Origin of the sequence: Achromobacter sp. 77, assembly GCF_020541125.1 — a bacterium.
GTDB classification, from domain to species: domain Bacteria; phylum Pseudomonadota; class Gammaproteobacteria; order Burkholderiales; family Burkholderiaceae_B; genus Achromobacter; species Achromobacter mucicolens.
Genome location: NZ_CP059848.1, coordinates 5755055 through 5776488, shown reverse-complemented (window position 1 = coordinate 5776488; position 21434 = coordinate 5755055). Strand labels below are relative to the sequence as shown.

The 21434-nt window shown below is 62.8% G+C and carries 28 protein-coding genes; 23 read left to right on the top strand and 5 right to left on the bottom strand.

Going from position 1 to position 21434, the window contains the following annotated elements:
* Positions 1 to 3 precede the first annotated feature (3 nt).
* Both H4P35_RS26705 and H4P35_RS26700 read right to left on the bottom strand, forming a co-directional pair.
* On the bottom strand, positions 4 to 1176 hold the full coding sequence (locus tag H4P35_RS26705) for a substrate-binding domain-containing protein (RefSeq protein ID WP_056327047.1): 1173 nt from the start codon (positions 1174 to 1176) through the stop codon (positions 4 to 6).
* Between the two features lie 15 nt (positions 1177 to 1191).
* Positions 1192 to 2085 carry an alpha/beta fold hydrolase gene (locus tag H4P35_RS26700; RefSeq protein ID WP_226847598.1) on the bottom strand — a complete coding sequence of 298 codons (894 nt, stop codon included), beginning with the start codon at positions 2083 to 2085 and terminating at the stop codon, positions 1192 to 1194.
* Between the two features lie 157 nt (positions 2086 to 2242).
* On the opposite strand from H4P35_RS26700, the gene H4P35_RS26695 reads away from it, so the two are divergent.
* A complete protein-coding gene (locus H4P35_RS26695) occupies positions 2243 to 3226 on the top strand; it encodes a helix-turn-helix domain-containing protein (RefSeq protein ID WP_226847597.1) in 984 nt (327 codons plus the stop codon).
* Here the strand turns inward: H4P35_RS26695 and H4P35_RS26690 are convergent.
* Entirely contained in the window at positions 3223 to 5394 is a 2172-nt protein-coding gene (locus H4P35_RS26690; protein ID WP_226847596.1) for a metallophosphoesterase, read from the bottom strand. The genes H4P35_RS26695 and H4P35_RS26690 overlap by 4 nt on opposite strands.
* A gap of 244 nt (positions 5395 to 5638) precedes the next feature.
* The gene (locus H4P35_RS26685; protein WP_056327056.1) at positions 5639 to 7066 is read right to left on the bottom strand and encodes an NAD-dependent succinate-semialdehyde dehydrogenase; all 1428 of its coding nucleotides are present in this window, start codon (positions 7064 to 7066) and stop codon (positions 5639 to 5641) included.
* Positions 7067 to 7269: 203 nt separating this feature from the next.
* Here H4P35_RS26685 and H4P35_RS26680 point away from each other — a divergent pair, with 203 nt between their 5' ends.
* The 19 genes from H4P35_RS26680 (at position 7270) to rplQ (ending at position 17424) form a co-directional block, all read left to right on the top strand.
* Positions 7270 to 8025, top strand: coding sequence for an aspartyl/asparaginyl beta-hydroxylase domain-containing protein (locus tag H4P35_RS26680; protein WP_226847595.1), 756 nt, complete (start codon positions 7270 to 7272; stop codon positions 8023 to 8025).
* 343 nt (positions 8026 to 8368) lie between these two features.
* Entirely contained in the window at positions 8369 to 8737 is a 369-nt protein-coding gene (gene rplN / locus H4P35_RS26675) for a 50S ribosomal protein L14 (RefSeq protein WP_006216531.1), read from the top strand.
* 11 nt (positions 8738 to 8748) lie between these two features.
* Positions 8749 to 9069 (top strand): 50S ribosomal protein L24, encoded by a 321-nt coding sequence (gene rplX, locus H4P35_RS26670; protein WP_008168975.1) that lies wholly within the window; start codon positions 8749 to 8751, stop codon positions 9067 to 9069.
* A 12-nt stretch (positions 9070 to 9081) separates the two neighbouring features.
* The gene (gene rplE, locus H4P35_RS26665; protein ID WP_006216529.1) at positions 9082 to 9621 is read left to right on the top strand and encodes a 50S ribosomal protein L5; all 540 of its coding nucleotides are present in this window, start codon (positions 9082 to 9084) and stop codon (positions 9619 to 9621) included.
* A gap of 12 nt (positions 9622 to 9633) precedes the next feature.
* Positions 9634 to 9939 (top strand): 30S ribosomal protein S14, encoded by a 306-nt coding sequence (rpsN, locus tag H4P35_RS26660; RefSeq protein WP_006216527.1) that lies wholly within the window; start codon positions 9634 to 9636, stop codon positions 9937 to 9939.
* A gap of 10 nt (positions 9940 to 9949) precedes the next feature.
* Positions 9950 to 10345: a 30S ribosomal protein S8 gene (rpsH, locus tag H4P35_RS26655; RefSeq protein WP_006216525.1), complete on the top strand. Its 396-nt coding sequence runs from the start codon at positions 9950 to 9952 to the stop codon at positions 10343 to 10345.
* Between the two features lie 12 nt (positions 10346 to 10357).
* Positions 10358 to 10891, top strand: coding sequence for a 50S ribosomal protein L6 (gene rplF / locus H4P35_RS26650; protein WP_056327059.1), 534 nt, complete (start codon positions 10358 to 10360; stop codon positions 10889 to 10891).
* A 21-nt stretch (positions 10892 to 10912) separates the two neighbouring features.
* Positions 10913 to 11278: a 50S ribosomal protein L18 gene (rplR, locus tag H4P35_RS26645; RefSeq protein ID WP_008168985.1), complete on the top strand. Its 366-nt coding sequence runs from the start codon at positions 10913 to 10915 to the stop codon at positions 11276 to 11278.
* A gap of 15 nt (positions 11279 to 11293) precedes the next feature.
* Entirely contained in the window at positions 11294 to 11815 is a 522-nt protein-coding gene (gene rpsE / locus H4P35_RS26640) for a 30S ribosomal protein S5 (protein ID WP_008168987.1), read from the top strand.
* A gap of 3 nt (positions 11816 to 11818) precedes the next feature.
* Positions 11819 to 12004, top strand: a complete 186-nt coding sequence (gene rpmD / locus H4P35_RS26635) for a 50S ribosomal protein L30 (protein ID WP_006216520.1) — start codon at positions 11819 to 11821, stop codon at positions 12002 to 12004.
* A gap of 9 nt (positions 12005 to 12013) precedes the next feature.
* Positions 12014 to 12454 carry a 50S ribosomal protein L15 gene (gene rplO / locus H4P35_RS26630; RefSeq protein ID WP_056327061.1) on the top strand — a complete coding sequence of 147 codons (441 nt, stop codon included), beginning with the start codon at positions 12014 to 12016 and terminating at the stop codon, positions 12452 to 12454.
* Positions 12455 to 12467: 13 nt separating this feature from the next.
* Positions 12468 to 13793, top strand: coding sequence for a preprotein translocase subunit SecY (gene secY / locus H4P35_RS26625; RefSeq protein WP_056327063.1), 1326 nt, complete (start codon positions 12468 to 12470; stop codon positions 13791 to 13793).
* 8 nt (positions 13794 to 13801) lie between these two features.
* Positions 13802 to 14020, top strand: coding sequence for a translation initiation factor IF-1 (infA, locus tag H4P35_RS26620; RefSeq protein WP_003806927.1), 219 nt, complete (start codon positions 13802 to 13804; stop codon positions 14018 to 14020).
* 34 nt (positions 14021 to 14054) lie between these two features.
* Entirely contained in the window at positions 14055 to 14168 is a 114-nt protein-coding gene (gene rpmJ, locus H4P35_RS26615; RefSeq protein WP_003806928.1) for a 50S ribosomal protein L36, read from the top strand.
* 43 nt (positions 14169 to 14211) lie between these two features.
* Positions 14212 to 14577, top strand: a complete 366-nt coding sequence (rpsM, locus tag H4P35_RS26610; protein ID WP_008168996.1) for a 30S ribosomal protein S13 — start codon at positions 14212 to 14214, stop codon at positions 14575 to 14577.
* A 15-nt stretch (positions 14578 to 14592) separates the two neighbouring features.
* On the top strand, positions 14593 to 14994 hold the full coding sequence (gene rpsK, locus H4P35_RS26605; RefSeq protein ID WP_006216516.1) for a 30S ribosomal protein S11: 402 nt from the start codon (positions 14593 to 14595) through the stop codon (positions 14992 to 14994).
* 11 nt (positions 14995 to 15005) lie between these two features.
* Positions 15006 to 15629: a 30S ribosomal protein S4 gene (rpsD, locus tag H4P35_RS26600; protein WP_056327065.1), complete on the top strand. Its 624-nt coding sequence runs from the start codon at positions 15006 to 15008 to the stop codon at positions 15627 to 15629.
* Between the two features lie 228 nt (positions 15630 to 15857).
* Positions 15858 to 16844, top strand: a complete 987-nt coding sequence (gene rpoA, locus H4P35_RS26595; protein ID WP_008169002.1) for a DNA-directed RNA polymerase subunit alpha — start codon at positions 15858 to 15860, stop codon at positions 16842 to 16844.
* Between the two features lie 187 nt (positions 16845 to 17031).
* Positions 17032 to 17424, top strand: a complete 393-nt coding sequence (gene rplQ / locus H4P35_RS26590; protein WP_006389635.1) for a 50S ribosomal protein L17 — start codon at positions 17032 to 17034, stop codon at positions 17422 to 17424.
* A gap of 100 nt (positions 17425 to 17524) precedes the next feature.
* Here rplQ and H4P35_RS26585 read toward each other — a convergent pair whose 3' ends face one another.
* The gene (locus H4P35_RS26585) at positions 17525 to 17977 is read right to left on the bottom strand and encodes an HIT family protein (protein WP_226847594.1); all 453 of its coding nucleotides are present in this window, start codon (positions 17975 to 17977) and stop codon (positions 17525 to 17527) included.
* A 122-nt stretch (positions 17978 to 18099) separates the two neighbouring features.
* On the opposite strand from H4P35_RS26585, the gene cutA reads away from it, so the two are divergent.
* From cutA to H4P35_RS26570, 3 genes are all read left to right on the top strand, one after another.
* Positions 18100 to 18447: a divalent-cation tolerance protein CutA gene (gene cutA, locus H4P35_RS26580; RefSeq protein WP_056327070.1), complete on the top strand. Its 348-nt coding sequence runs from the start codon at positions 18100 to 18102 to the stop codon at positions 18445 to 18447.
* Entirely contained in the window at positions 18447 to 20345 is a 1899-nt protein-coding gene (gene dsbD / locus H4P35_RS26575) for a protein-disulfide reductase DsbD (RefSeq protein WP_370638945.1), read from the top strand. Before cutA ends, dsbD begins: the two co-directional genes overlap by 1 nt.
* Before the next feature lie 202 nt (positions 20346 to 20547).
* A complete protein-coding gene (locus H4P35_RS26570; RefSeq protein WP_152385387.1) occupies positions 20548 to 21429 on the top strand; it encodes a DMT family transporter in 882 nt (293 codons plus the stop codon).
* Positions 21430 to 21434 lie beyond the last annotated feature (5 nt).

The window sequence follows — 21434 nt, the reverse complement described above, 5'->3', positions numbered from 1 at the left end:
GCATCAGCGCTTGTTCTGGATGGGAACGGCCATCTGGTCCGGCGTGATTTCCTTGACCAGGTCCTGCACCGCCCACGGCACCGACGGGTCGTTCTTGATCCGGAAGTGGTACATCGATTGCATGGCCTGGTGATCTTCCGGCCGGAAGGTCATCTTGCCCTTGGGCGTGTCAAAGCTCATGCCCTCCATCGCCTTGATCAGCGTGTCGGTGTCCGATTTGCCGCCCGTCTTGTTCAAGGCGGCAACGATGGCGATGCCCGATGCCATGCCGCCGGCCGTGAAGAAGTCGGGCGGCTGGCCGAATCGTTTCTGGTGCTCGGCCACCAGCCAGTCGTTGACCGGGTTCTTGGGGATGCCGTAGTAGTAATAGGTGGCGCCTTCCATGCCCGCCAGCGACTTGAGCGGCGTCATGGCCGTCAGCGTGTTGCCGCCCGTCGCGATCTCGATGCCGTAACGCTTGGGATCCAGATCGGCGATCTTGAACGGGTTGCCGGCGCCGGCCCACAGGATGAAGATGATCTTGCGGCCGGGCTTGTCCTTGAGCGCATCGAACAGCCGCTGCGCGCCGGCGGTGAAGTCCGTCGCGTTGGCGGGCAGGTATTCCTCGTGCACGATCTTGGCATTCTTGAGCGCGCCCTTGAATGCCTTCACACCGTCACGGCCAAAGGCGTAGTCCTGAGCCAGCATCGCGATCGACGTGCCTTCCTGGTCGAATGCCACGGCGTTCGCGATGGCGTCCTGCGAGGAATTGCGGCCGGTGCGGAAGATGTACTTGTTCCATTTTTCGCCGGTGATCGAGTCCGCCACCGCCGGCTCCACGAGCAGGATCTTTTCGTACTCTTCGGCGATGGGCAGCATGGCCAGCGCCACGCCTGACGACGTGGGACCCACGGCGATGTCGGCGTTGTCGTCGGCATAGGCGGACGCCAGCTGCGCGCGGGCGACGTCGGGCTTGCCCTGGTTGTCCTTCTCGATGACGCGGATCTTGCGCCCGGCCACCGTCATGGTGCCCTGCGTGGCGTACTCGAGTCCCAGCATCAGCCCGTTCTGCGTCTGCTTGGCATAGGCCTCCAGCGGGCCGGTCTTGTCATAGACATGTGCGACAACGAAGTCCTTTGCCGCCAGCGCGGAACTCATGCACAGGCTGGCCATTGCGGCGAGCAGAATGCGTTTCATGGAAATCTCCTGGTATCAGTGGGCGCGCGTGGCCGTGTCGTCCGGTGCGGCAAGGAATTGGCGGATGGGGTCTATCTGGGATGCCACATTCAGGGCGGGGGCGTGACCGCAGCCGGGAAAGTCGATGCGGTGCGCGCGGGGACCACGCTGCGTCATGGCGTGTGCGACTTCCGGCAGCAGCAGGTCCGAATCGGCGCCGCGCAGTAGCAGGGTTGGCATGCGCAGCGTGTCGTATCCCGCCCACCGGTCGTAGTCATGGGGATGATGGCTGAATTGGCCGACGATGGCCGGGTCGTAGTGGGCGGTGACCTTGCCATCGGGCAGACGGCGCACGGAGGTCTCGGTCATGCGGCGCCATTGTTCGTCGCTTTGCCAGCCGTAGGGCTTGTAGGCGGCGCGCAGCCAGGCTTCCAGTTCCGTCACCGTGTCGAAGGCGGGCGGGTTGCCGGCATACGCCAGGATGCGCTCGATGGCTGGCTGTGGCAGTTCCGGTCCGATGTCGTTGACGACCAGGTGCGAAATGCGATCGCGCAACGTGGTTGCCGCAGCGTGCATGCCCGTGGCGCCGCCCATGGAGGTTCCCACCCAGCGCACATGCGTGAGCGACAGACTGTCCACCAATGCGCGCGCCAGCGTGGCGTAGAAGTCGAGCCGGTATTCGGCCACCGGATCGGGACTCCATTGCGACAGGCCTCGACCGATCGCATCGGGACAGATAACGCGGTAGTCGCCGGCAAGGGCCCGCGCCAGTTCGTCGAAGTCGCGGCCCGTGCGGGCCAGGCCATGCCACATGATGATGGGGGGCGCATCGGCATGGCCCCATTCGGTGTAGTGCAGCTCGCGTCCCGCGCAGCGCAGATAGCGCGAAGCCAGCTTGGGGGGCGTGCCTGCCGTCCCTGCCTCGTCCATGGGTCTCCTCCCGGGTTGGCCAGGTTGTGTGCTTATCGGGCTGAATATAGACTTGCGACACGCGCGCCCACAATGCGCCGTCCACCCCACAGCAGGGTGAGTCAACAATATGTAGACGCAAGATCAATTTGCGCGCCCGTGCACCAGGAGACGTGCCATGCCAGATACGGAATTCGCCATTTCGGCCAGCGCCGGCGCCGACCGGCGCGATCAGTGGCGCGCCGCGCTGGCCGATGCCTTCGGGCCGTTCGAGGTGCACGGCGGCAAAGCCGGTCAGTTTGCGGGCCACGTCCGCTACGCGCGCCGCGCCAGCCTGCAATTCAACGACCTGCATTACCAGGGCCAGCGGTTGGAACGCACCGCAGGCAATGTGTCGCGGCTGGACCAGGAGTTCTACACGTTTGGCCTGCCGCTGGCCGGTCCGCTGGCGGTGCGTCAGCAGGGCCGGGAATTCCAGGTGGAACCGGGTTGCGTGTACCTGATGAACCAGAGCCTGCCCTACCAGGCCACCGCCAACGGCGCGACGGGCTATCGAAGCCTGAGCGTCTCGTTTCCCCGTAGCGCGCTGTCGCAGCGGGATTCGCGCATCGGCGCCTTCTACAAGCTGCGCACCGACGACGGATCGCCGCGCGGTGCGCTCCTGGCCGGCTACATGGATCATCTGTTCAAGGGCATGGAAGGCTGGTCCGATACCGAAGCGGCCGAACTGGGCGAGCGGTTGATCGATCTCATCGTGCTCTTTCTGGTGCAGCCCGGACACGGGCAGGTGTCGGAGGCGGACAGCAGCGTCACGGTGGCGCATCGCGCGCGAGTGCTGGCTTACATCCGCCAGCACCTCGCCGATCCTGATCTGTCGCCCTCGCGGGTGGCGCAGGGCTGCGGCGTTTCCGTCGCCTATCTGCACCGCATCCTGCGCGCGGGCGGACTGTCCGTGGAGTCATTCATCTTCGAGCAGCGGCTGGACCGGTGCCGCGAATTGCTCCTGGACGCGCGGCATCGTCATCGCGGCATCGCCGAGCTGGCGTATCAGGTGGGATTTTCCCACCCTTCGCATTTCAGCCGGCTGTTCAAGCAGCGCTTTGGCGTGACGCCCCGGGATCTGCGGGCCGTTGGCCTTTCAGGGCAGGTGAAACCCGCTTAGAACGGCGAAGGCTGGTTGGACAGGTTGACGATGCTGTTGGTGGTCAGGTCCAGGCGGATGTGCTCGGACGGCGCGCCGTTTGCCAGCTTCAGCATGATCGCCATCAACGGCTTGAAGCGCGCCTTGAACAGATCGGCCGGCGTATTGGCGTTGCTGACGTTGTTGCCGTTCATCTGCACGGCGGCGTTGGTCTGGTTAAGCGCCTGGGCCAGCAGTTTGTATTGGCTGGCGCGCTGCGCCGGAATATCCGTGAACGCCAGGTCGCCCGCATTGGCAAGGCGCACGAAGTCGCCTGCCATTTCCAGCGCCGTCCACTGCGCGAAGTCCGACAGCTGCATGCCGTTGGCCTGGGCCAGGGCTTGTGCGCGCGTCTGGGCGTTGGCCGCATCCGCGGCATAGGCCGCATTGCTCGCGCCACTGCCGCCGCCATCAGACAGGCACGCGAAAAACGCGGGCGTCAGGTTGTTCTGGTTGCCGGTGTTTGCCAGTTCCTTCAGTGTCACCGTCGTCTGCAACTGGGACAACGCCAGCAGGTCTGCGCCCGTCAACGGGCTCTTGACCAGTTCGCGCATTTCGCAGCGCCAGTCGTCGTTGAGCAGACGCAGGCGCACCAGCTCGCTCATGTAGCGATACGTGAAGTCGCCGTAGTCCTTGGCGTCCAGGATCGACACGTCCCACCGCGGCGGCACGGTGTAGGCGTTCTCGGCGCGGTAGAGGTCGAACAGTTCATCAAAGCGCGGCACCTCGTCCAGACGGATGGTCTGCACTTCGATCTCGTCGGCGCTCTGCAGCGTCATGAGTTTGTACGCGGGCACGTAGGCCGCCATGGAGGGCGCCTGGATGTTGAAGAGCGCGTGTTCGCCGCCGTAGTTGCGCAAGGCCATGTCATTGAAGTGCATGTGGCCGCCCACGTGCACCTTCAAGCCTGTCTCGGCCAGCGCGCGGGTGGTGTTCTCCGCGGGTCGGCGGATCATCTGCATCTTGTTGGCGCCCAGCAGCGCCTCGATGTCATCGGACGCGCCATTGAAGAACTCGGACATCGGGAAGTGGCTGAAGGCGATGACCTGCTTGCCCTGCGCCTTGCCGCGCGCGACCACGTCGGCCAGCCATTTGATGACGTGGGCCTTGTGGGTCAGCATCTTGTTGTAGCCCTGGTCGCCCGAACCGGTGAAGTCGTTGGCGCCCGGGCCCGTGGGCACATAGACGTTGGCGTCCAGGCCCACCAGCCACACGCCCTTGACGGGTTCGACCACGTAGGACGTGTCGGGCACCATCTTGCAAAGCGTGTAGTTCTGCGGCTTGTTCGGGCCGCCCGTGCCTTCGGCACAGATCTCGTACTGGCGGTTGATCCAGTTGGCTTGCGCCGCCGCGGTCGCGTAGTCGTAGTCTTCGTACTTGTAGGTGCTGTAAGGCGTCTCGTAGTACACGTTCTGCGGCTGGGGCATGAAGCCGTGCTGCTCGAGCGCGGCCGTGATGCCCGAGTAGCCCATGTGCAGCACTTCCTCGGTGCAGTACGTATTGCCGATCCGCGTCCAGTCGCCGCTGTAGGCCGTGTTGCACACATTGGCGCCGCGGCTGTAGATCGGTTGCGAGAAACCGATCGCGCCCGTCACGGGATCCAGGCCAAGATAGTCGCTCTTGCCGGCCGGCTGGTTGAAGGGGCGGTTGGGATCGTGGTTGCCCGGTGCGGCGAAGAACTGGATGCCGTGCTTCTTCGAATAGTCATCCATGATCTTGACCAGGCCGCGCATGTGCACAGGCTGGCCGTCGTCCGAGAAGTCGCCCGGCAGCGCGATGTACTTCACGCCGCGCTTTGCGGCATCGTCCAGCGCGGCCAGGAACGCAAAGTAGTTCTCGTTGAACAGACGCGTGGACGTCAGTTGCGCGTACATCGTGCGAATGGTCGCGTTGTCGCCGGCCTTCGAGTTCGGAATGCCGGGGAACGAGCCATCCTTGAAGTCCGCGTAGACGTCATGGAAGTGGATATCGGGCATGAATGCAACCTGCACGGGGGCGGGCGGCTGCGTGGGCGTTTCGGTCGGGGGCGGCGTCTCGGCAACGGGCGGCGTTGTGTTGTCGTCGTCCTTGTCGCCGCCGCATGCGGCGAGTAGGGCAACGAGCAGCAGCGAGGCTGCGGCGCGGACGGGGCGGTAAGGGCGAAGCGTCATCGGGCTTGGATATCCTGGATAGTTCGGTGCGGCGGCGTTCGGGCAGGGGTGTTGGTCATGCCGGGCCGGCAGCCGCAGGTCAGCTGCCTGGGTCGGTTTTTTGGGTCAGCGACTTGTAAGCGGGCCCAATGCTCACTGACCCGCATGACAGCGTCATGAATGCCGAACCGGTCCGCGTCACGCGACAGGCAAAAAAAAGCCCCGCACATCAGGTGCGGGGCTTTGCGATGCGGCAGTCGCAGGATCAGACGTGCGTGATGAACTTCGTGACCAGGTAGCCTTCGAAGGTTTCCGTGCCGCCTTCGCTGCCGATGCCGCTGTCCTTGATGCCGCCGAAGGGCGTCTCGGCCAGCGCGCTGCCGAAGTGGTTGATGTTGACCATGCCGGCTTCCAGGCCGTTGGAGACCTTGGTCGCGGTCTTCAGCGAGTTCGTGAACACATACGAAGACAGGCCAAACGGCAGGCTGTTGGCGCGGCGCAGCACCTCATCGGTGTCGCTAAAACGAACCACGGGTGCGACCGGACCGAAGGGCTCCTCGGTCATCAGCATGGCGTTGTCGGGCAGGTCCGTGACCACGGTGGGCGCAAAGAAGAAACCCTTGCGATCCAGCGGACCGCCGCCGACCACCACCTTCGCGCCGTGCTTCTTGGCGTCGTCGATGAAGGCGCTCATGGCGGGCACGCGGCGCTCATGGGCGAGCGGCCCCATCTCGGTGCCGGCTTCCAGGCCGTCGCCCACCTTGATGTTCTTGAGCACTTCCGAGAACCGTGCAAGGAACTGCTCGTACGCACCGTCCTGCACATAGAAGCGGGTGGGCGACACGCAGACCTGGCCGGCGTTGCGCACCTTGAACTTGGCCAGCATCTCGGCCGCGCGGTCGATGTCCGCGTCGTCGAACACGAGCACGGGCGAATGGCCGCCCAGTTCCATGGTGACGCGCTTCATGTGCGCGCCGGCCAGCGCCGCAAGCTGCTTGCCCACCGGCACGGAGCCCGTGAACGACACCTTGCGCACGATCGGCGAACGGATCAGGTAGTCCGAGATCATGGCGGGCTCGCCCCAGACGATGTTCAGGCAGCCCTTGGGCAGACCGGCGTCGTGGAACATGCGCGCAATGGCCATGACCGCGCTGGGCGAATCCTCGGGCCCCTTGAGCACGACCGTGCAGCCGGCGCCGATGGCGGCGGCGATCTTGCGGATGGCCTGGTTGTACGGGAAGTTCCAGGGCGTGAAGGCGGCGCAGACGCCGATGGGCTCGCGCACCACGATCTGGCGGACGTCGGGATTGCGCGGCTGGATAACGCGGCCGTAGATGCGCCGGCATTCCTCGGCGTGCCAATCGGCGTGTTCGGCGCAGGAGGTGACTTCGCCCACGGCTTCGGCCAGCGGCTTGCCCTGATCCAGCGTCATGTTGCGGCCGATCTCCTGGGCGCGCTCTCGCGACAGCGTGGCGACCTTGCGCAGGATCGCCGAGCGGTCCATGGGCGAGGATTTCTTCCACGATTCGAAAGCGCGCTGGGCGGCGGCAAGGGCGCGATCCAGATCCGCTTGCGTGGCGTGGGGCAGCTGGCCGAGCACCTCGAGCGTGGCCGGGTTGATGACGTCCTGGGTGCGCCTGCCCTCGCCGGCGACGAATTCGCCGTCGATATACAGCGCCAACTGTTCATACATGCCTGTCGTTCCTTGCGAAATAGGAATGGGTAGCGGAAAGGAGCAGCGGCTGCTGCTGCCCACGGCAGTCTAAACCAGCTTGTCCCGGTCAAAAGGAGCCAATCCCCGATGTGAGCTTGGGGCCATTGGGCTCATCGCACGCTTGCGCGCGCGCATCGCCAGAGGCAAAAATAGGGAATCTTCGGCTGTCTTTTCGTCTACCTATGGTGCAACCCGTCGATGCGCGCCCGGCCACCCACCCCAGCCTGTACTCCCGGGTGTTTTTCGGTTTCATCGACTGGCTGCGCCAGCGCATCGCGCAGGCCTCGCTGGTGGGCGACAAACCCATATTCCAGAACAGCCTGTTCCCCTGGATTGCCGCCCTCGAAGCGCGGGCGCCCGCCATCCGCGCCGAACTGACCGGCCTCTTGGCCGACCGCCAGGCCTTGCCTGCCTTCCATCAGATTTCACCGGACGTGGGCATGATCACGTCCGACGACCAATGGAAGACCTTCGTCTTCATGGGCTACGGCCTGCGCTCCGAACGCAATCTTGCGCGCTGCCCGGATACTGCCCGCGCGCTACAGGACATTCCGGGCATCCGCACCGCCTTCTTCTCCATCCTCGAGGCCGGCAAGCGCATTCCGCTGCACACGGGGCCGTACAACGGCGTGTTGCGCCTGCACCTGGGCCTGGTCGTCCCCGAGCCGCCCGAGCAATGCTGGATCGAGGTGGGCGGCGAACGCTATAGCTGGCGCGAAGGCCAGGCTGTCGTCTTCGACGACCTGTATCCCCATCAGGTGCACAACGACACCGACGGCCTGCGGGCGGTGCTTTTCGTGGACTTCGAGCGTCCTTGCCGCGCTCCTGTAAAATGGTTGAATCGCCTGGTGCTCATGGCTGCGCCGTTCACGGATGAAATCCGTCGCGGCAAGGCAAATCATGACGCCTGGGAGAAGGGCTACTACCGCCAGAAATAGGGGCGGATGGCCCGCCAAACCGACCCCCTTGACAGGGGGCGTGGTCTTTTGTGCGCAATCCCAACAAAGTGCTTGCGCTCAAAAATTAACCACGTTAGAATTATCAGCTTTCCCAGATTGTCGATTCATCGAAGCCGAAGGCTAGATGAGCGCGTCGGGGGGAATACCCGCAGGATTTCAACCCAGGGTCGTTGCGTTGCCAACCGGTTGCTGGTCCAAGTAGTTACGGACTTGCCGACATAAAAGCAGGGCGGCTGACCTGACGGGACCAAAACTGGCAGGAATTGCAGTGTTCCCTTGTTGGGAAAACCGTATTTCCAGTTAAGTTGGAACAGGAAAAATCATGATCCAAATGCAGACCACGCTGGACGTGGCCGATAACACTGGTGCGCGTCATGTCATGTGCATTAAGGTGCTCGGTGGCTCCAAGCGCCGTTATGCCGGTATCGGCGACATCATCAAGGTGAGCGTCAAAGATGCGGCTCCGCGCGGACGCGTCAAGAAAGGCGAAATTTACAATGCCGTGGTGGTTCGTACCGCCAAGGGCGTGCGCCGTAAAGACGGTTCGCTGATTCGTTTCGGTGGCAATGCCGCCGTGTTGCTCAACGCCAAGCTGGAGCCTATCGGCACCCGCATCTTCGGACCCGTTACGCGTGAACTGCGTACCGAGAAGTTCATGAAGATCGTGTCGCTGGCCCCGGAAGTGCTGTAAGGAGCCCTACGATGAACAACATTCGTAAAGGCGACGAAGTCATCGTCCTGACCGGCCGCGACAAGAAGCGTCGCGGTACCGTGCTGGCCCGCGTTGGCGCCGACCACGTCCTGGTCGAAGGCGTCAATGTTGCCAAGAAGCACGTGAAAGCCAACCCGATGGCTAACAACCCGGGCGGGATTGTCGAAAAGACCATGCCGATCCACATCTCGAATGTGGCGCTCTTCAACCCCGCAACCGGTCGTGGCGACCGCGTGGGCGTTCAAGAAGTCGAAGGTCGCAAGGTCCGCGTGTTCCGTTCCAATGGTGCCGTTGTCGGCGCCAAGGCGTAAGGGGCGATAGACATGTCTCGTTTGCAAGATTTCTACAAGAGCAAGGTCGCTGGCGACCTGCAGGCCAAGTTTGGCTACAAGAGCGTCATGGAAGTGCCGCGCATCACCAAGATCACCCTGAACATGGGTGTCTCGGAAGCGGTCTCCGACAAGAAAGTCATTGAACACGCTGTGTCGGATCTGACCAAGATCGCCGGCCAAAAGCCTGTCGTGACGAAGACCAAGAAGGCTATCGCCGGTTTCAAGATCCGCGAAAACTACCCGATTGGTTGCATGGTCACGCTGCGTGGTCAACGCATGTACGAATTCCTGGATCGCCTGGTGGCGGTTGCGCTGCCTCGCGTGCGCGACTTCCGCGGTATCTCGGGTCGTGCGTTCGACGGCCGTGGCAACTACAACATCGGGGTGAAAGAGCAAATCATTTTCCCCGAAATCGAGTACGACAAGATCGACGCGCTGCGTGGGCTGAACATCAGCATCACCACCTCCGCGAAGACCGACGAAGAAGCCAAGGCGCTGTTGACGGCCTTCAGCTTCCCGTTCCGTAACTAAGGGGCTGATGACGTGGCTAAACTTTCCCTCATCAATCGCGACATCAAGCGCGCCAAGCTGGCTGACAAGTTCGCTGCCAAGCGCGCTGAGTTGAAGGCGATCATCGACGACCAGTCGAAGACCGACGAAGAACGTTACCAAGCTCGGCTCAAGCTGCAACAGCTGCCGCGCAATGCCAACCCGACGCGTCAACGCAACCGTTGCGTGGTCACCGGTCGTCCTCGCGGTGTGTTCCGCAAGTTCGGTCTGACGCGCCACAAACTGCGTGAAATGGCGATGAAGGGTGAAATCCCCGGCATCACCAAGGCCAGCTGGTAGGAGAAACAATATGAGCATGAGCGATCCCATCGCCGATATGCTGACCCGCATTCGCAATGCGCAGCAAGTGGACAAAGTTACGGTGAGCATGCCCTCCTCGAAGCTGAAGGCGGCTATTGCCGCTGTGCTGAAGGACGAAGGCTACATCGACAGCTTTGAAATCAAGGGCACCCAGGCCAAGCCTGAGCTCGAGATCACCCTGAAGTACTACGCTGGCCGTCCGGTCATCGAGCGCATCGAACGCGTCTCGCGTCCTGGTCTGCGTATCTACAAGGGCCGTACCAGCATTCCTCAGGTCATGAACGGCCTGGGCGTGGCTATCGTTTCGACCTCGCGCGGCGTCATGACCGACCGTAAGGCTCGCGCCAACGGCGTCGGCGGCGAAGTGCTGTGCTACGTGGCCTAAGGAGAAATTCGAATGTCACGTATCGCTAAGTATCCGGTCGAACTGCCCAAGGGCGTCGAAGCTGACGTCAAGCAGGATCAGATCACCGTCAAGGGCCCGCTGGGCTCCTTGACCCAACCCCTGACTGGCGACGTCACGATTTCGCTGGACGGTGGCAAGCTCACGTTTGTCGCCGCCAACGATTCCCGTCACGCCAATGCCATGTCGGGCACCGTGCGCGCGCTGGTGGCCAACATGGTCAACGGTGTGAGCAAGGGATTCGAGCGCAAGCTGAATCTGGTTGGCGTGGGTTACCGCGCCTCGATTCAAGGCGACGCCGTTAAGCTGCAGCTCGGTTTCTCGCACGACGTTTTGCATCAGTTGCCGGCCGGCATCAAGGCCGAATGCCCCACCCAGACGGAAATCGTCATCAAGGGCTCCAACAAGCAAGTCGTCGGTCAGGTGGCCGCTGAAATCCGCGCGTACCGCGAACCCGAACCCTACAAGGGCAAGGGCGTGCGTTACTCGGACGAACGCGTCGTCATCAAAGAAACCAAGAAGAAATAACGGCGCACGCAAGGACGAATCATGGACAAAAAAGTTTCCCGTTTGCGTCGTGCGGTTCCGACTCGCCGGAAGATCAACGAGCTGCGCGTTCATCGCCTCTCGATTTTCCGCTCGAACCAGCACATCTACGCCAACATCATTTCGCCGGAAGGCGATCGCGTTCTGGTCAGCGCCTCGACGGTGGAAGCCGAAGTGCGTGCGCAACTGGCCGGCCAAACCGGTCAGGGTGGCAACAAAGCCGCTGCGACGCTGGTTGGCAAGCGCGTGGCCGAAAAGGCCAAGGCTGCCGGTATCGAACTGGTCGCTTTCGATCGCTCGGGCTTTCGTTACCATGGCCGCGTCAAGGCGCTGGCCGATGCCGCGCGTGAAGCCGGCCTGAAGTTCTAAGCGAGGATCTGTCAAATGGCTAAAGTACAAGGCAAGAACGCCGCGGAAAAAGAGAACGATGACGGCCTCCGCGAAAAGATGATCGCGGTCAACCGCGTGAGCAAAGTGGTCAAGGGTGGTCGCACCATGAGCTTTGCCGCGCTGACCGTGGTTGGCGATGGCGATGGCCGCATCGGCATGGGTAAGGGCAAGGCGCGTGAAGTGCCGGTGTCCGTTCAGAAGGCCATGGAACAAGCCCGTCGCGGCATGTTCAAGGTCGCTCTGAAGAACGGCACGCTGCACCACACCGTGGTTGGCAAGCATGGCGCCGCTACCGTGCTGATTTCGCCCGCTGCTGAAGGTACTGGCGTTATCGCCGGCGGCCCGATGCGCGCTATTTTCGAAGTGATGGGTGTGCGTAACGTGGTTGCCAAGAGCTTGGGCTCGAGCAACCCCTACAACATGGTTCGCGCCACGTTGAACGGCCTGCGCGCCTCCCTGACCCCGGCCGATGTTGCTGCCAAGCGCGGCAAGACGGTCGAAGAAATCCTGGGGTAAATCATGGCTCAGAAGCAGATCAAAGTGACCCTCGTGCGCTCGGTGATCGGTACCAAGCAATCGCACCGTGATACGGTTCGCGGTTTGGGCTTGGGTCGCATCAACAGCAGCCGCGTGCTGGTCGATACGCCCGAGGTGCGTGGGATGATCCGTAAGGTGGATTATCTCGTTTCCGTCTCGGAAGCCTAAGGAATCACCATGTCGGATATGCAACTTAATACGCTGAAGCCCGCCGAGGGCAGCAAGCACGCCAAGCGCCGCGTCGGCCGTGGCATCGGTTCGGGTCTGGGTAAGACCGCCGGCCGTGGCCACAAGGGTCAGAAGTCGCGCTCGGGCGGTTTCCACAAGGTTGGCTTCGAAGGCGGTCAAATGCCGCTGCAACGTCGCCTGCCCAAGCGTGGTTTCACCCCGCTGGGTCAACACCTGTATGCACAAGTTCTCTTGTCGGACCTCGAAGCCCTGCCCATCGACGAAATCGATGTGCAAGCGCTGAAGGCGGCCGGCGTGATTGGCCAGGCGGTTCGTTACGCCAAGGTCATCAAGTCTGGTGAACTCTCGCGCAAGGTCGTGCTCAAGGGCATTACCGCGACGGCCGGCGCTCGCGCCGCCATCGAAGCCGCGGGCGGCTCGCTTGCTTGATCAGAGGTGACGAGTGGCTAACGCGCAGGCATTGGGCAAATCCGGAGCACGATACGGCGATTTGAAGCGCCGTCTGGTGTTCCTGGTGCTCGCCCTGGTGGTTTACCGTTTGGGTACACACATCCCGGTTCCGGGTATCAACCCGGACGCGCTGGCGGACTTGTTCCGTCAGAACCAGGGCGGGATCCTGGGCCTGTTCAACATGTTCTCGGGCGGGGCGCTCTCGCGTTTCTCGATTTTTGCCCTGGGGATCATGCCGTACATTTCGGCATCCATCATCATGCAGTTGATGTCGGTGGTGGTGCCGTCGCTGGAAGCGCTCAAGAAAGAGGGCGAATCCGGTCGTCGGAAGATTACCCAATACACCCGCTACGGCACGGTCGTGCTGGCGCTGGTGCAAGCAGTGGGCATTTCGGTGGCGTTGGAGTCCCAACAGGGACTGGTGATCGATCCGGGCATGCTGTTCCGCTTCACGACCGTCGTGACCTTGGTCACCGGCACCATGTTCGTCATGTGGCTGGGTGAGCAAATCACGGAGCGCGGTCTGGGCAACGGGATCTCCATCCTGATCTTCGCAGGTATCGTTGCGGGTCTGCCCGCGGCGCTGGCTGCACTGCTGGACCTGGTCCGCACCAACGCGATGTCTGTGCTTTCGGCGCTGTTCATCGTGGCTCTGGTGGTGCTGGTTACCGCTTTTGTGGTGTTCGTGGAACGCGGACAGCGCAAGATCACGGTGAACTACGCCAAGCGTCAGGTCGGCAATAAGGTCTACGGTGGTCAGAGCTCGCATCTGCCGCTGAAGCTGAACATGGCAGGGGTGATTCCGCCGATCTTCGCGTCGTCGATCATTCTGTTCCCGGCCACGATCACGAGCTGGTTCTCCAGCAGCGAGAACATGCGCTGGCTTAGCGACCTGGCTGCGGCCCTGTCGCCTCGTCAACCGCTCTACATCACGCTGTACTCGGTCGCGATTATTTTCTTCTGCTTTTTCTACACGGCTCTGGTTTTCAACAGCCGCGAAACGGCGGACAACCTGAAGAAGAGTGGTGCGTTTGTTCCGGGCATCCGTCCGGGCGAGCAAACGGCGCGCTACATCGACAAGATCCTGATGCGTTTGACGCTCGCAGGTGCCATCTACATCACGTTGGTGTGCCTGTTGCCGGAATTCTTGGTGATGCGCTGGAACGTTCCTTTCTACTTCGGTGGTACGTCTCTGTTGATCATTGTGGTGGTGACGATGGATTTCATGGCGCAGGTTCAGGCCTACATGATGTCTCACCAGTACGACTCGTTGCTCAAGAAGGCCAACTTCAAGGGCGCGGGTTTGCCGATGCGGTAAGCAAAAGAATGTCCAAGGACGACGTCATTCAGATGCAAGGTGAGGTTCTTGAGAACCTCCCGAACGCGACATTTCGCGTCAAGCTCGAAAACGGCCACGTGGTGTTGGGCCATATTTCCGGCAAGATGCGTATGCATTACATCCGGATCCTGCCGGGTGACAAGGTCACAGTGGAGCTCACGCCCTATGATCTGACGCGAGCCAGGATTGTTTTCCGCTCCAAGTGAGCGAAACCGGATTACGGAAAATTAGGAGTCAACCATGAAAGTAATGGCATCGGTTAAGCGGATCTGCCGCAACTGCAAAGTTATCAAACGTCACGGCGTGGTGCGCGTTATCTGCACCGACCCGCGTCACAAGCAGCGTCAAGGCTAACTCGGGTTAGCGACTACGCAACGGATTTATTCAAGGAACAGTCATGGCCCGTATTGCTGGCATTAACATTCCGCCGCAACAGCACGCCGAGATCGGCCTGACCGCCATTTTTGGCATCGGTCGTACGCGCGCTCGCAAGATTTGCGAAGCGGCAAACGTACCCTTTGACAAAAAGGTCAAGGATCTGAGCGACGCTGAATTGGAACGCGTCCGCGAACATGTTGGTTTGTTCACGGTTGAAGGCGACCTGCGTCGTGAAGTACAGCTCTCGATCAAGCGTTTGATCGACCTGGGAACCTACCGCGGTATGCGTCACAAGCGCGGTTTGCCCGTGCGCGGCCAGCGCACTCGCACCAACGCCCGGACCCGCAAGGGCCCGCGTCGTGCTGCTGCGTCCCTGAAGAAATAATCGAGGAACAGGATTATGGCGAAAGCTTCCACCAGCGGCGCTTCGCGCGTGCGCAAAAAGGTCAAGAAGAACGTCTCGGACGGCATCGCGCACGTTCACGCTTCGTTCAACAACACCATCATCACCATCACCGACCGTCAGGGCAACGCGCTGTCGTGGGCCACGTCGGGCGGTGCTGGCTTCAAGGGTTCGCGTAAGTCGACCCCGTTTGCCGCGCAGGTTGCCGCTGAAACGGCCGGCCGCGTTGCGCTCGAGTACGGCATCAAGACGCTGGAAGTCCGCATCAAGGGCCCCGGTCCTGGCCGCGAGTCGTCGGTTCGCGCACTGAACGCGCTGGGCATCAAGATCTCGTCCATCGCCGACATCACGCCCGTTCCGCACAACGGCTGCCGTCCGCCGAAGCGTCGTCGTATCTAAAGGGAATCCACATGGCACGTTATATTGGACCCAAATGCAAGCTCTCGCGCCGCGAGGGTACTGACCTGTTCCTGAAGAGCGCCCGCCGCTCGCTGGATTCCAAGTGCAAGCTGGATTCCAAGCCTGGCCAACACGGCCGCACTTCGGGTGCCCGCACTTCCGACTACGGCCTGCAGCTGCGCGAAAAGCAAAAGCTCAAGCGTATGTACGGCGTGCTGGAAAAGCAATTCCGCAAGTACTTCGCTGAAGCCGAGCGTCGCCGTGGCAACACCGGCGAAACGCTGATCCAGCTGCTGGAATCGCGCCTGGACAACGTCGTCTACCGCATGGGCTTCGGCTCGACGCGCGCCGAAGCTCGCCAGCTGGTGAGCCACCGCGCCATCGAACTGAACGGCCACACGGCTGACATCGCTTCGATGCTGGTCAAGGCTGGCGACGTCATCTCGGTTCGTGAAAAGGCCAAGAAGCAAGGCCGTATCAAGGAATCGCTCGACCTGGCCACCAGCATCGGCATCCCCCAGTGGGTGGAAGTCGACGCGGCCAAGCTGACCGGCACGTTCAAGTCGGCTCCCGATCGCGCTGACGTCGCTCGCGACATCAACGAATCGATGGTCGTCGAACTGTACTCGCGTTAATCACGCCTGCCGGCACCTCCTTCGCAAGGTGCTGGCAAGCTGGTCCCGCGACCCGGTCGACCCGTTTGCACGTCCCGCAGCAGCCCGCTTTCGCCGTTTTGGTGGAGCGGGCTTTGCGGTAAGTATCGGGCGGCTTTTCGCAGCCCGTGTTTCAAGCTTTACCGTCTCACCCTGTCCATCAGCCTTATCGGTGTAACGAGCCGAGGGTATTGAAAAGGAATTCAGTACATGTCCACTCAAGGTTTCCTGAAGCCGCGCTCCATTGAAGTCGAACCGGTCGGCACGCACCATGCCAAGATCGTGATGGAGCCGTTCGAGCGTGGCTACGGTCACACGCTGGGCAACGCCCTGCGCCGCATCCTGTTGTCTTCGATGACCGGCTACGCGCCGACCGAAGTCCAGATGACCGGTGTGGTGCACGAATACTCGACCATCCCGGGCGTTCGCGAAGATGTCGTCGACATCCTGCTGAACCTGAAGGGCGTGGTCTTCAAGCTGCACAACCGCGACGAAGTGACGCTGGTTCTGCGCAAGTCCGGCGCCGGCACCGTGCTGGCCAGCGACATCGAGCTGCCGCACGACGTCGAGATCATCAACCCCGGCCATGCCATCTGCAACCTGACGGAAGCGGGCAAGCTGGAAATGCAGATCAAGGTCGAGAAAGGCCGCGGCTATGTGCCGGGCAACGTGCGCGCGCTGTCGGAAGACCGCACGCACACCATCGGCCGCATCGTTCTGGACGCCTCGTTCAGCCCGGTTCGCCGCGTGAGCTACGCCGTTGAAAGCGCCCGCGTGGAACAACGCACCGACTTGGACAAGCTGGTTCTGGACATCGAAACCAACGGCGTGATCTCGCCCGAGGAAGCGGTGCGCCAATCGGCCCGCATCCTGATGGACCAGATCTCGGTGTTCGCCGCCCTGGAAGGCGCCGGCGATTCGTACGAAGCCCCGGTCCGCGGCACGCCGCAGATCGATCCGGTGCTGCTGCGCCCGGTCGACGACCTGGAGCTGACGGTGCGTTCGGCCAACTGCCTGAAGGCCGAAAACATCTACTACATCGGCGACCTGATCCAGCGTACCGAAAACGAGCTGCTCAAGACCCCGAACCTGGGTCGCAAGTCGCTCAACGAGATCAAGGAAGTGCTGGCTGCACGTGGCCTGACTCTCGGCATGAAGCTCGAGAACTGGCCGCCCCTGGGCCTGGAGCGTCCCTAAGTCTTGAAAGGGTGCCGCCCCTGCGAAGGGGCGTCTCCCGCAGCGCCCGGCCTTAGTTGCCGGGCGATTTGCGAAATCGTCGTAAAATGCCCCGTTTTCTACCGGACCGCAGCCTGATTGCAGGCTGATAGAAGAGCCGGCAACCCGATGGCGGAAACGCCGTCTTTAGATTCAAAGGAAACTTATCATGCGTCACGGTAATGGCTTGCGTAAGCTCAACCGCACCAGCAGTCACCGTCTTGCCATGTTCCGCAACATGGCTGTTTCGCTGATCACTCACGAAGCAATCAAGACCACGCTGCCGAAGGCGAAAGAATTGCGCCGCGTCATCGAACCCCTGATCACGCTGGGCAAGGAGCCCACCCTCGCGAACAAGCGTCTGGCCTTTGCCCGTCTGCGCGATCGCGATGCGGTTGTGAAGCTGTTTGCCGAAATCGGCCCGCGCTACGCGGCCCGTAACGGCGGCTACACCCGCGTGCTGAAGATGGGCTTCCGTCAAGGCGACAACGCTCCCATGGCTTTCATGGAACTGGTTGACCGTCCGGAAGTCGATGAAGCCGCTGAGGACAGCGCCGAGTAATTTCGGCAGCTAGATAAGCGACAAGGGCGGGTCTTCGGACCCGCCCTTGTTTTTTTCGCCTACATTTGCCGCCTTCGCTTACTGCGCGCATTTGCCGCGCTCATTCTCCACGTTCGGGGCCGCCGCGCAGTTGCCCGCGCAATTGCGCGGCCGTGGCCGCCAGCGCTTCCGGCGGCGACTGAGGCGGCATCTTGAAAGTCAGATCCTGCTGCTCGATGTATTGCGTGGATGTCACGTCCTGCGGGTGGTGCATCGGGATGACGTGCGCATGCGCGTGCGCAACGTGGATCCCCGTAAAGGCAAAACCCACGCGCTCAACGTCGTACAGGCGCTTCATCTGGCGCCCCAGCCGCTGACCCAGGTTGACGATGCTGGCCGCCAGGTCGGCCGGCATGTCCTCGTAGTAGGGATAGTGCTGCTTGGGGATGATGAGCGTGTGTCCGGCGCGCACGGGGTGGATATCCAGGAAGGCCAGGAGGCGGTCGTCTTCGTGGACGACGTGCGCGGGGATCTCGTGACGGGCGATGCGGCAGAACAGGCAGTTGTCGGACATGCTTGCCTCGGCGTGAAAAGGGATGGCGCGGCGGCCGCGTGACCGGCAGCGCCGGGGAGTTGGCCGCAATATCGATAAAATACCTCGAGTTACATTCCACGCGGGTATCCCAAGGAGGTTCCATGTTGCGCGATGACGACGTCGTGCTGGTCATCAGCAATGCGCCGGATCTGCTTCTGGCCAAGCGTATCGCGCACGTGCTCGTCGAGGACGGGCTGGCGGCCTGCGTGAACCTTGGCGCGCCGGGGTTGTCCATCTACCTGTGGAACGGAGAGGTCGAAGGGACGGAGGAAATTCCCATCCACATCAAGACGACCTACGCGCGGCATGCCGCCGTCGTACAGGCCCTGTCGCAGATGCACCCCTACGACGTTCCCGAGATCATCGTGCTGCCAGTCATCGGCGGCGCGGCGCCATACCTGGACTGGGTGCGCGAGCAGACGGCCATTACGCAGAACAAGAGAAACTGATGTTGCAACTTGCCGGTACGGTTGGCGCGCGCGGGCGCGCCGGCAGCGTGACCCCCTCCATCCTGAGGCGATGCCTGGCGTTGCTGGCAGTGATGCTTCTGCTGCTGGGATGGCAGACCGCCGCGCGGGCGGAAACTGAATTCCTCGAGCCGGAAAAGGCCTTTGTGTTCAGCGCGCAAATGGCGTCGCCGGATACGCTTGAATTGCACTATCGCGTGGCGCCCGGCTATTACATGTACCGCGAGCGCTTCGGGATTGCGATCACCCCGGCCGACGCCACCACGCTCGGGCAAGCCGTCTATCCCAAGGGTGAAGTCAAATACGACCCGACCTTCGAAAAAGACATGGAGGTCTTTCACAAGGACCTGACGATCCGCGTTCCCGTTGGCGCGGGAGGACAGCCCTTCACGCTGACGTTGACGGGCCAAGGCTGCGCGGATGCCGGGCTATGCTATCCGCCGATGGACAGCACCGTCAAACTCACGCCCGTGGCCGGTGGTTATGCGGTGGCGGGCACGGGCATTGGCGGGGCCGCGTCTGCGGCGCCGGCATCTGCCGGCGGATTGTCCGCGTTGGTGAACGCGGGCGACACGGGCCTGGCCGATGCCTTGGGCGGTCTGGGCTGGATCAAGACAGCGGGCGTCTTTTTGGTGCTGGGCCTGCTGCTGGCTTTCACGCCATGTGTGCTGCCCATGATTCCCATCCTGTCGTCGATCGTGCTGGGCGGGGCGCAGCACCACCGGCCGAGCCGCAGTCGCGGTCTGGCGCTGGCCGCGACGTACGTGCTGGGCATGTCGGTCGTGTACACCGCGCTGGGCGTGGCGGCCGGGCTTAGCGGCGCGGGGCTTGCCGCCTGGCTGCAGACGCCGTGGATCCTGTCGCTTTTCGCCATCCTGCTGGCCGTGCTGGCGCTGGCCATGTTCGACGTGTTCACGTTCCAGATGCCTTCCGGCATCCAGGCCATGCTGTCGGACCGGTCCTCGCGCATGCCGGGCGGGCGATATACCGGGGCGCTGGTGATGGGCGCGCTGTCGGCCCTGATCGTCGGGCCCTGCGTTGCAGCTCCGCTTGCTGGCGCCTTGCTGTACATCTCGCAAACGGGCGACGTGGTCTTGGGCGGATCGGCGCTCTTTGCGATGGCGTGGGGCATGGGCGTGCCGCTGTTGATTGTTGGCGCGTCGTCTTCGGCATTGCTGCCCAAGGCCGGTCCCTGGATGGACGGCGTCAAGCGGCTGTTCGGCATGCTGTTGCTGGCGACGGCGTGGTGGATGCTCATCCCCGTCGTGCCGACGTGGGTGCAGATGACGGGCTGGGCATTCCTGGCCGTCGTGTCGGCCGTGATGCTGCGCGCCTTTGATGCCCTGCCGCCGGGCGCAGGCGCCGGTCGCATGTTTGGCAAGGGACTGGGCCTGCTGCTCGCCCTGGCGGCCGCGGCGTGGCTCGTGGGGGCCGCCAGCGGGGGCCGCGACGTCCTGCAGCCGCTCTCGCACCTGGCCGCGCGCGGTGAAGCGCCGGCAGCCGGCGGGGCCGCGGCGGGCGAGGTCCAGTTCACCCGGGTTCGCAGCAACGCCGAACTGGACGCGGTGCTGGCGCAGAGCACCCGGCCGGTGATGCTGGACTTCTATGCGGACTGGTGCGTGTCGTGCCGCGAGATGGAGCGATTCACCTTTACCGATGCGGGGGTTGCGCAGCGCATGGCTGGAATGGTGCTGGTGCAGGCCGACGTCACGGCGAACAATGCCGACGACCGTGCGCTGCTCAAGCGATTTCGACTGTTCGGCCCGCCGGGCATCATGTTCTTCGAGCCCGGCGGCAAGGAGATCGCGGAAGCTCGCGTCGTGGGATTCCAGGACGCCAAGCGCTTCACCGAGTCGCTGGACCGCGTCCTGGTCCGCTGAGGGCGCGGCGGACAAGCAGGCAGTGCGCCATCGTCTGATGCGCGCAACGCGGCCCGCCGCGCATTGAATCGAGGGAAGGGGCGATATACCATGATCGCTTCGCCGCCCGCGCGGCGCATCCATCTCCCTCCAGGCTGACGCCGTGACGTCCCCCACCGTTGATGCAAGTCAGGACCGGCATGGTCTGATCTATCTTCAATTGATGTTCGTCATGGCCACCTGGGGCCTGAACATCGTCTCCATCAAGTATCTGACGCAGCACATGGACATCCAGGCGCTGGCCGCCGTTCGGATCGTCATTGCGTTTGTCACCGTCACACTCATCATCAAGGCGCGCCGCGGCCGCATCCCGAAGCTGGGTGGCGCGCAGTTGGGCTGGGTGGCGCTGGCCGGGTTCCTGGTGGTGTACGCGCACCAGGTGGCACTGGTGTCGGGACTGCGCTTTTCATCGGCAGCCAACGGCACGCTGATCATGGCCACCAGCCCGTTGCTGTCCGCCTTCCTGGCCGCCATCTTCTACCGCGAGAAGCTCACGACCACCCGCATCGCCGGCGCGCTGCTGGGCCTGTTGGGTGTGGGCATGGTGGTGGTGGGCAGCGGCGCGCAACTCGGACTGACGGGCTGGGGCGACGCGGTGGTGTTCGTGGCCGTGCTCGTCTTTGTGTTTGGCGGCCTGGTGATTCAGCGGATGTCGCGGATGATGGATCCGCTGGGCATGCTTTGGTACATGTATCTGGCCGGCGGATTGATGCTGGTCGGGCATGCCGCGCTGACGCCGTCTTCGTACCAGGCGGGCACGTGGCAGATGGCATGGTGGCCCTGGGCCGTGCTGATGTTTTCGGCGGTGATCGCCTCGGGTGTCAGCAACATCGTCTGGAACGCGGGCATCGCGCGGCTGGGGATCAGCCGCGCCGCGCTGTTCGTGAATTGGTTGCCGATTTTCGGGCTGCTGTTCGCGGCCCTGTTCCTTGACGAGCACGTCACCCTGACCCATGTCGTCGGACTGGGGTGTGTGCTGGGCGGAACGTGGCTGGGCCTGCGCCGCGGCGCACAACCGGCACGCGCTGCCGCTGCAAAGGCCTGATTCGA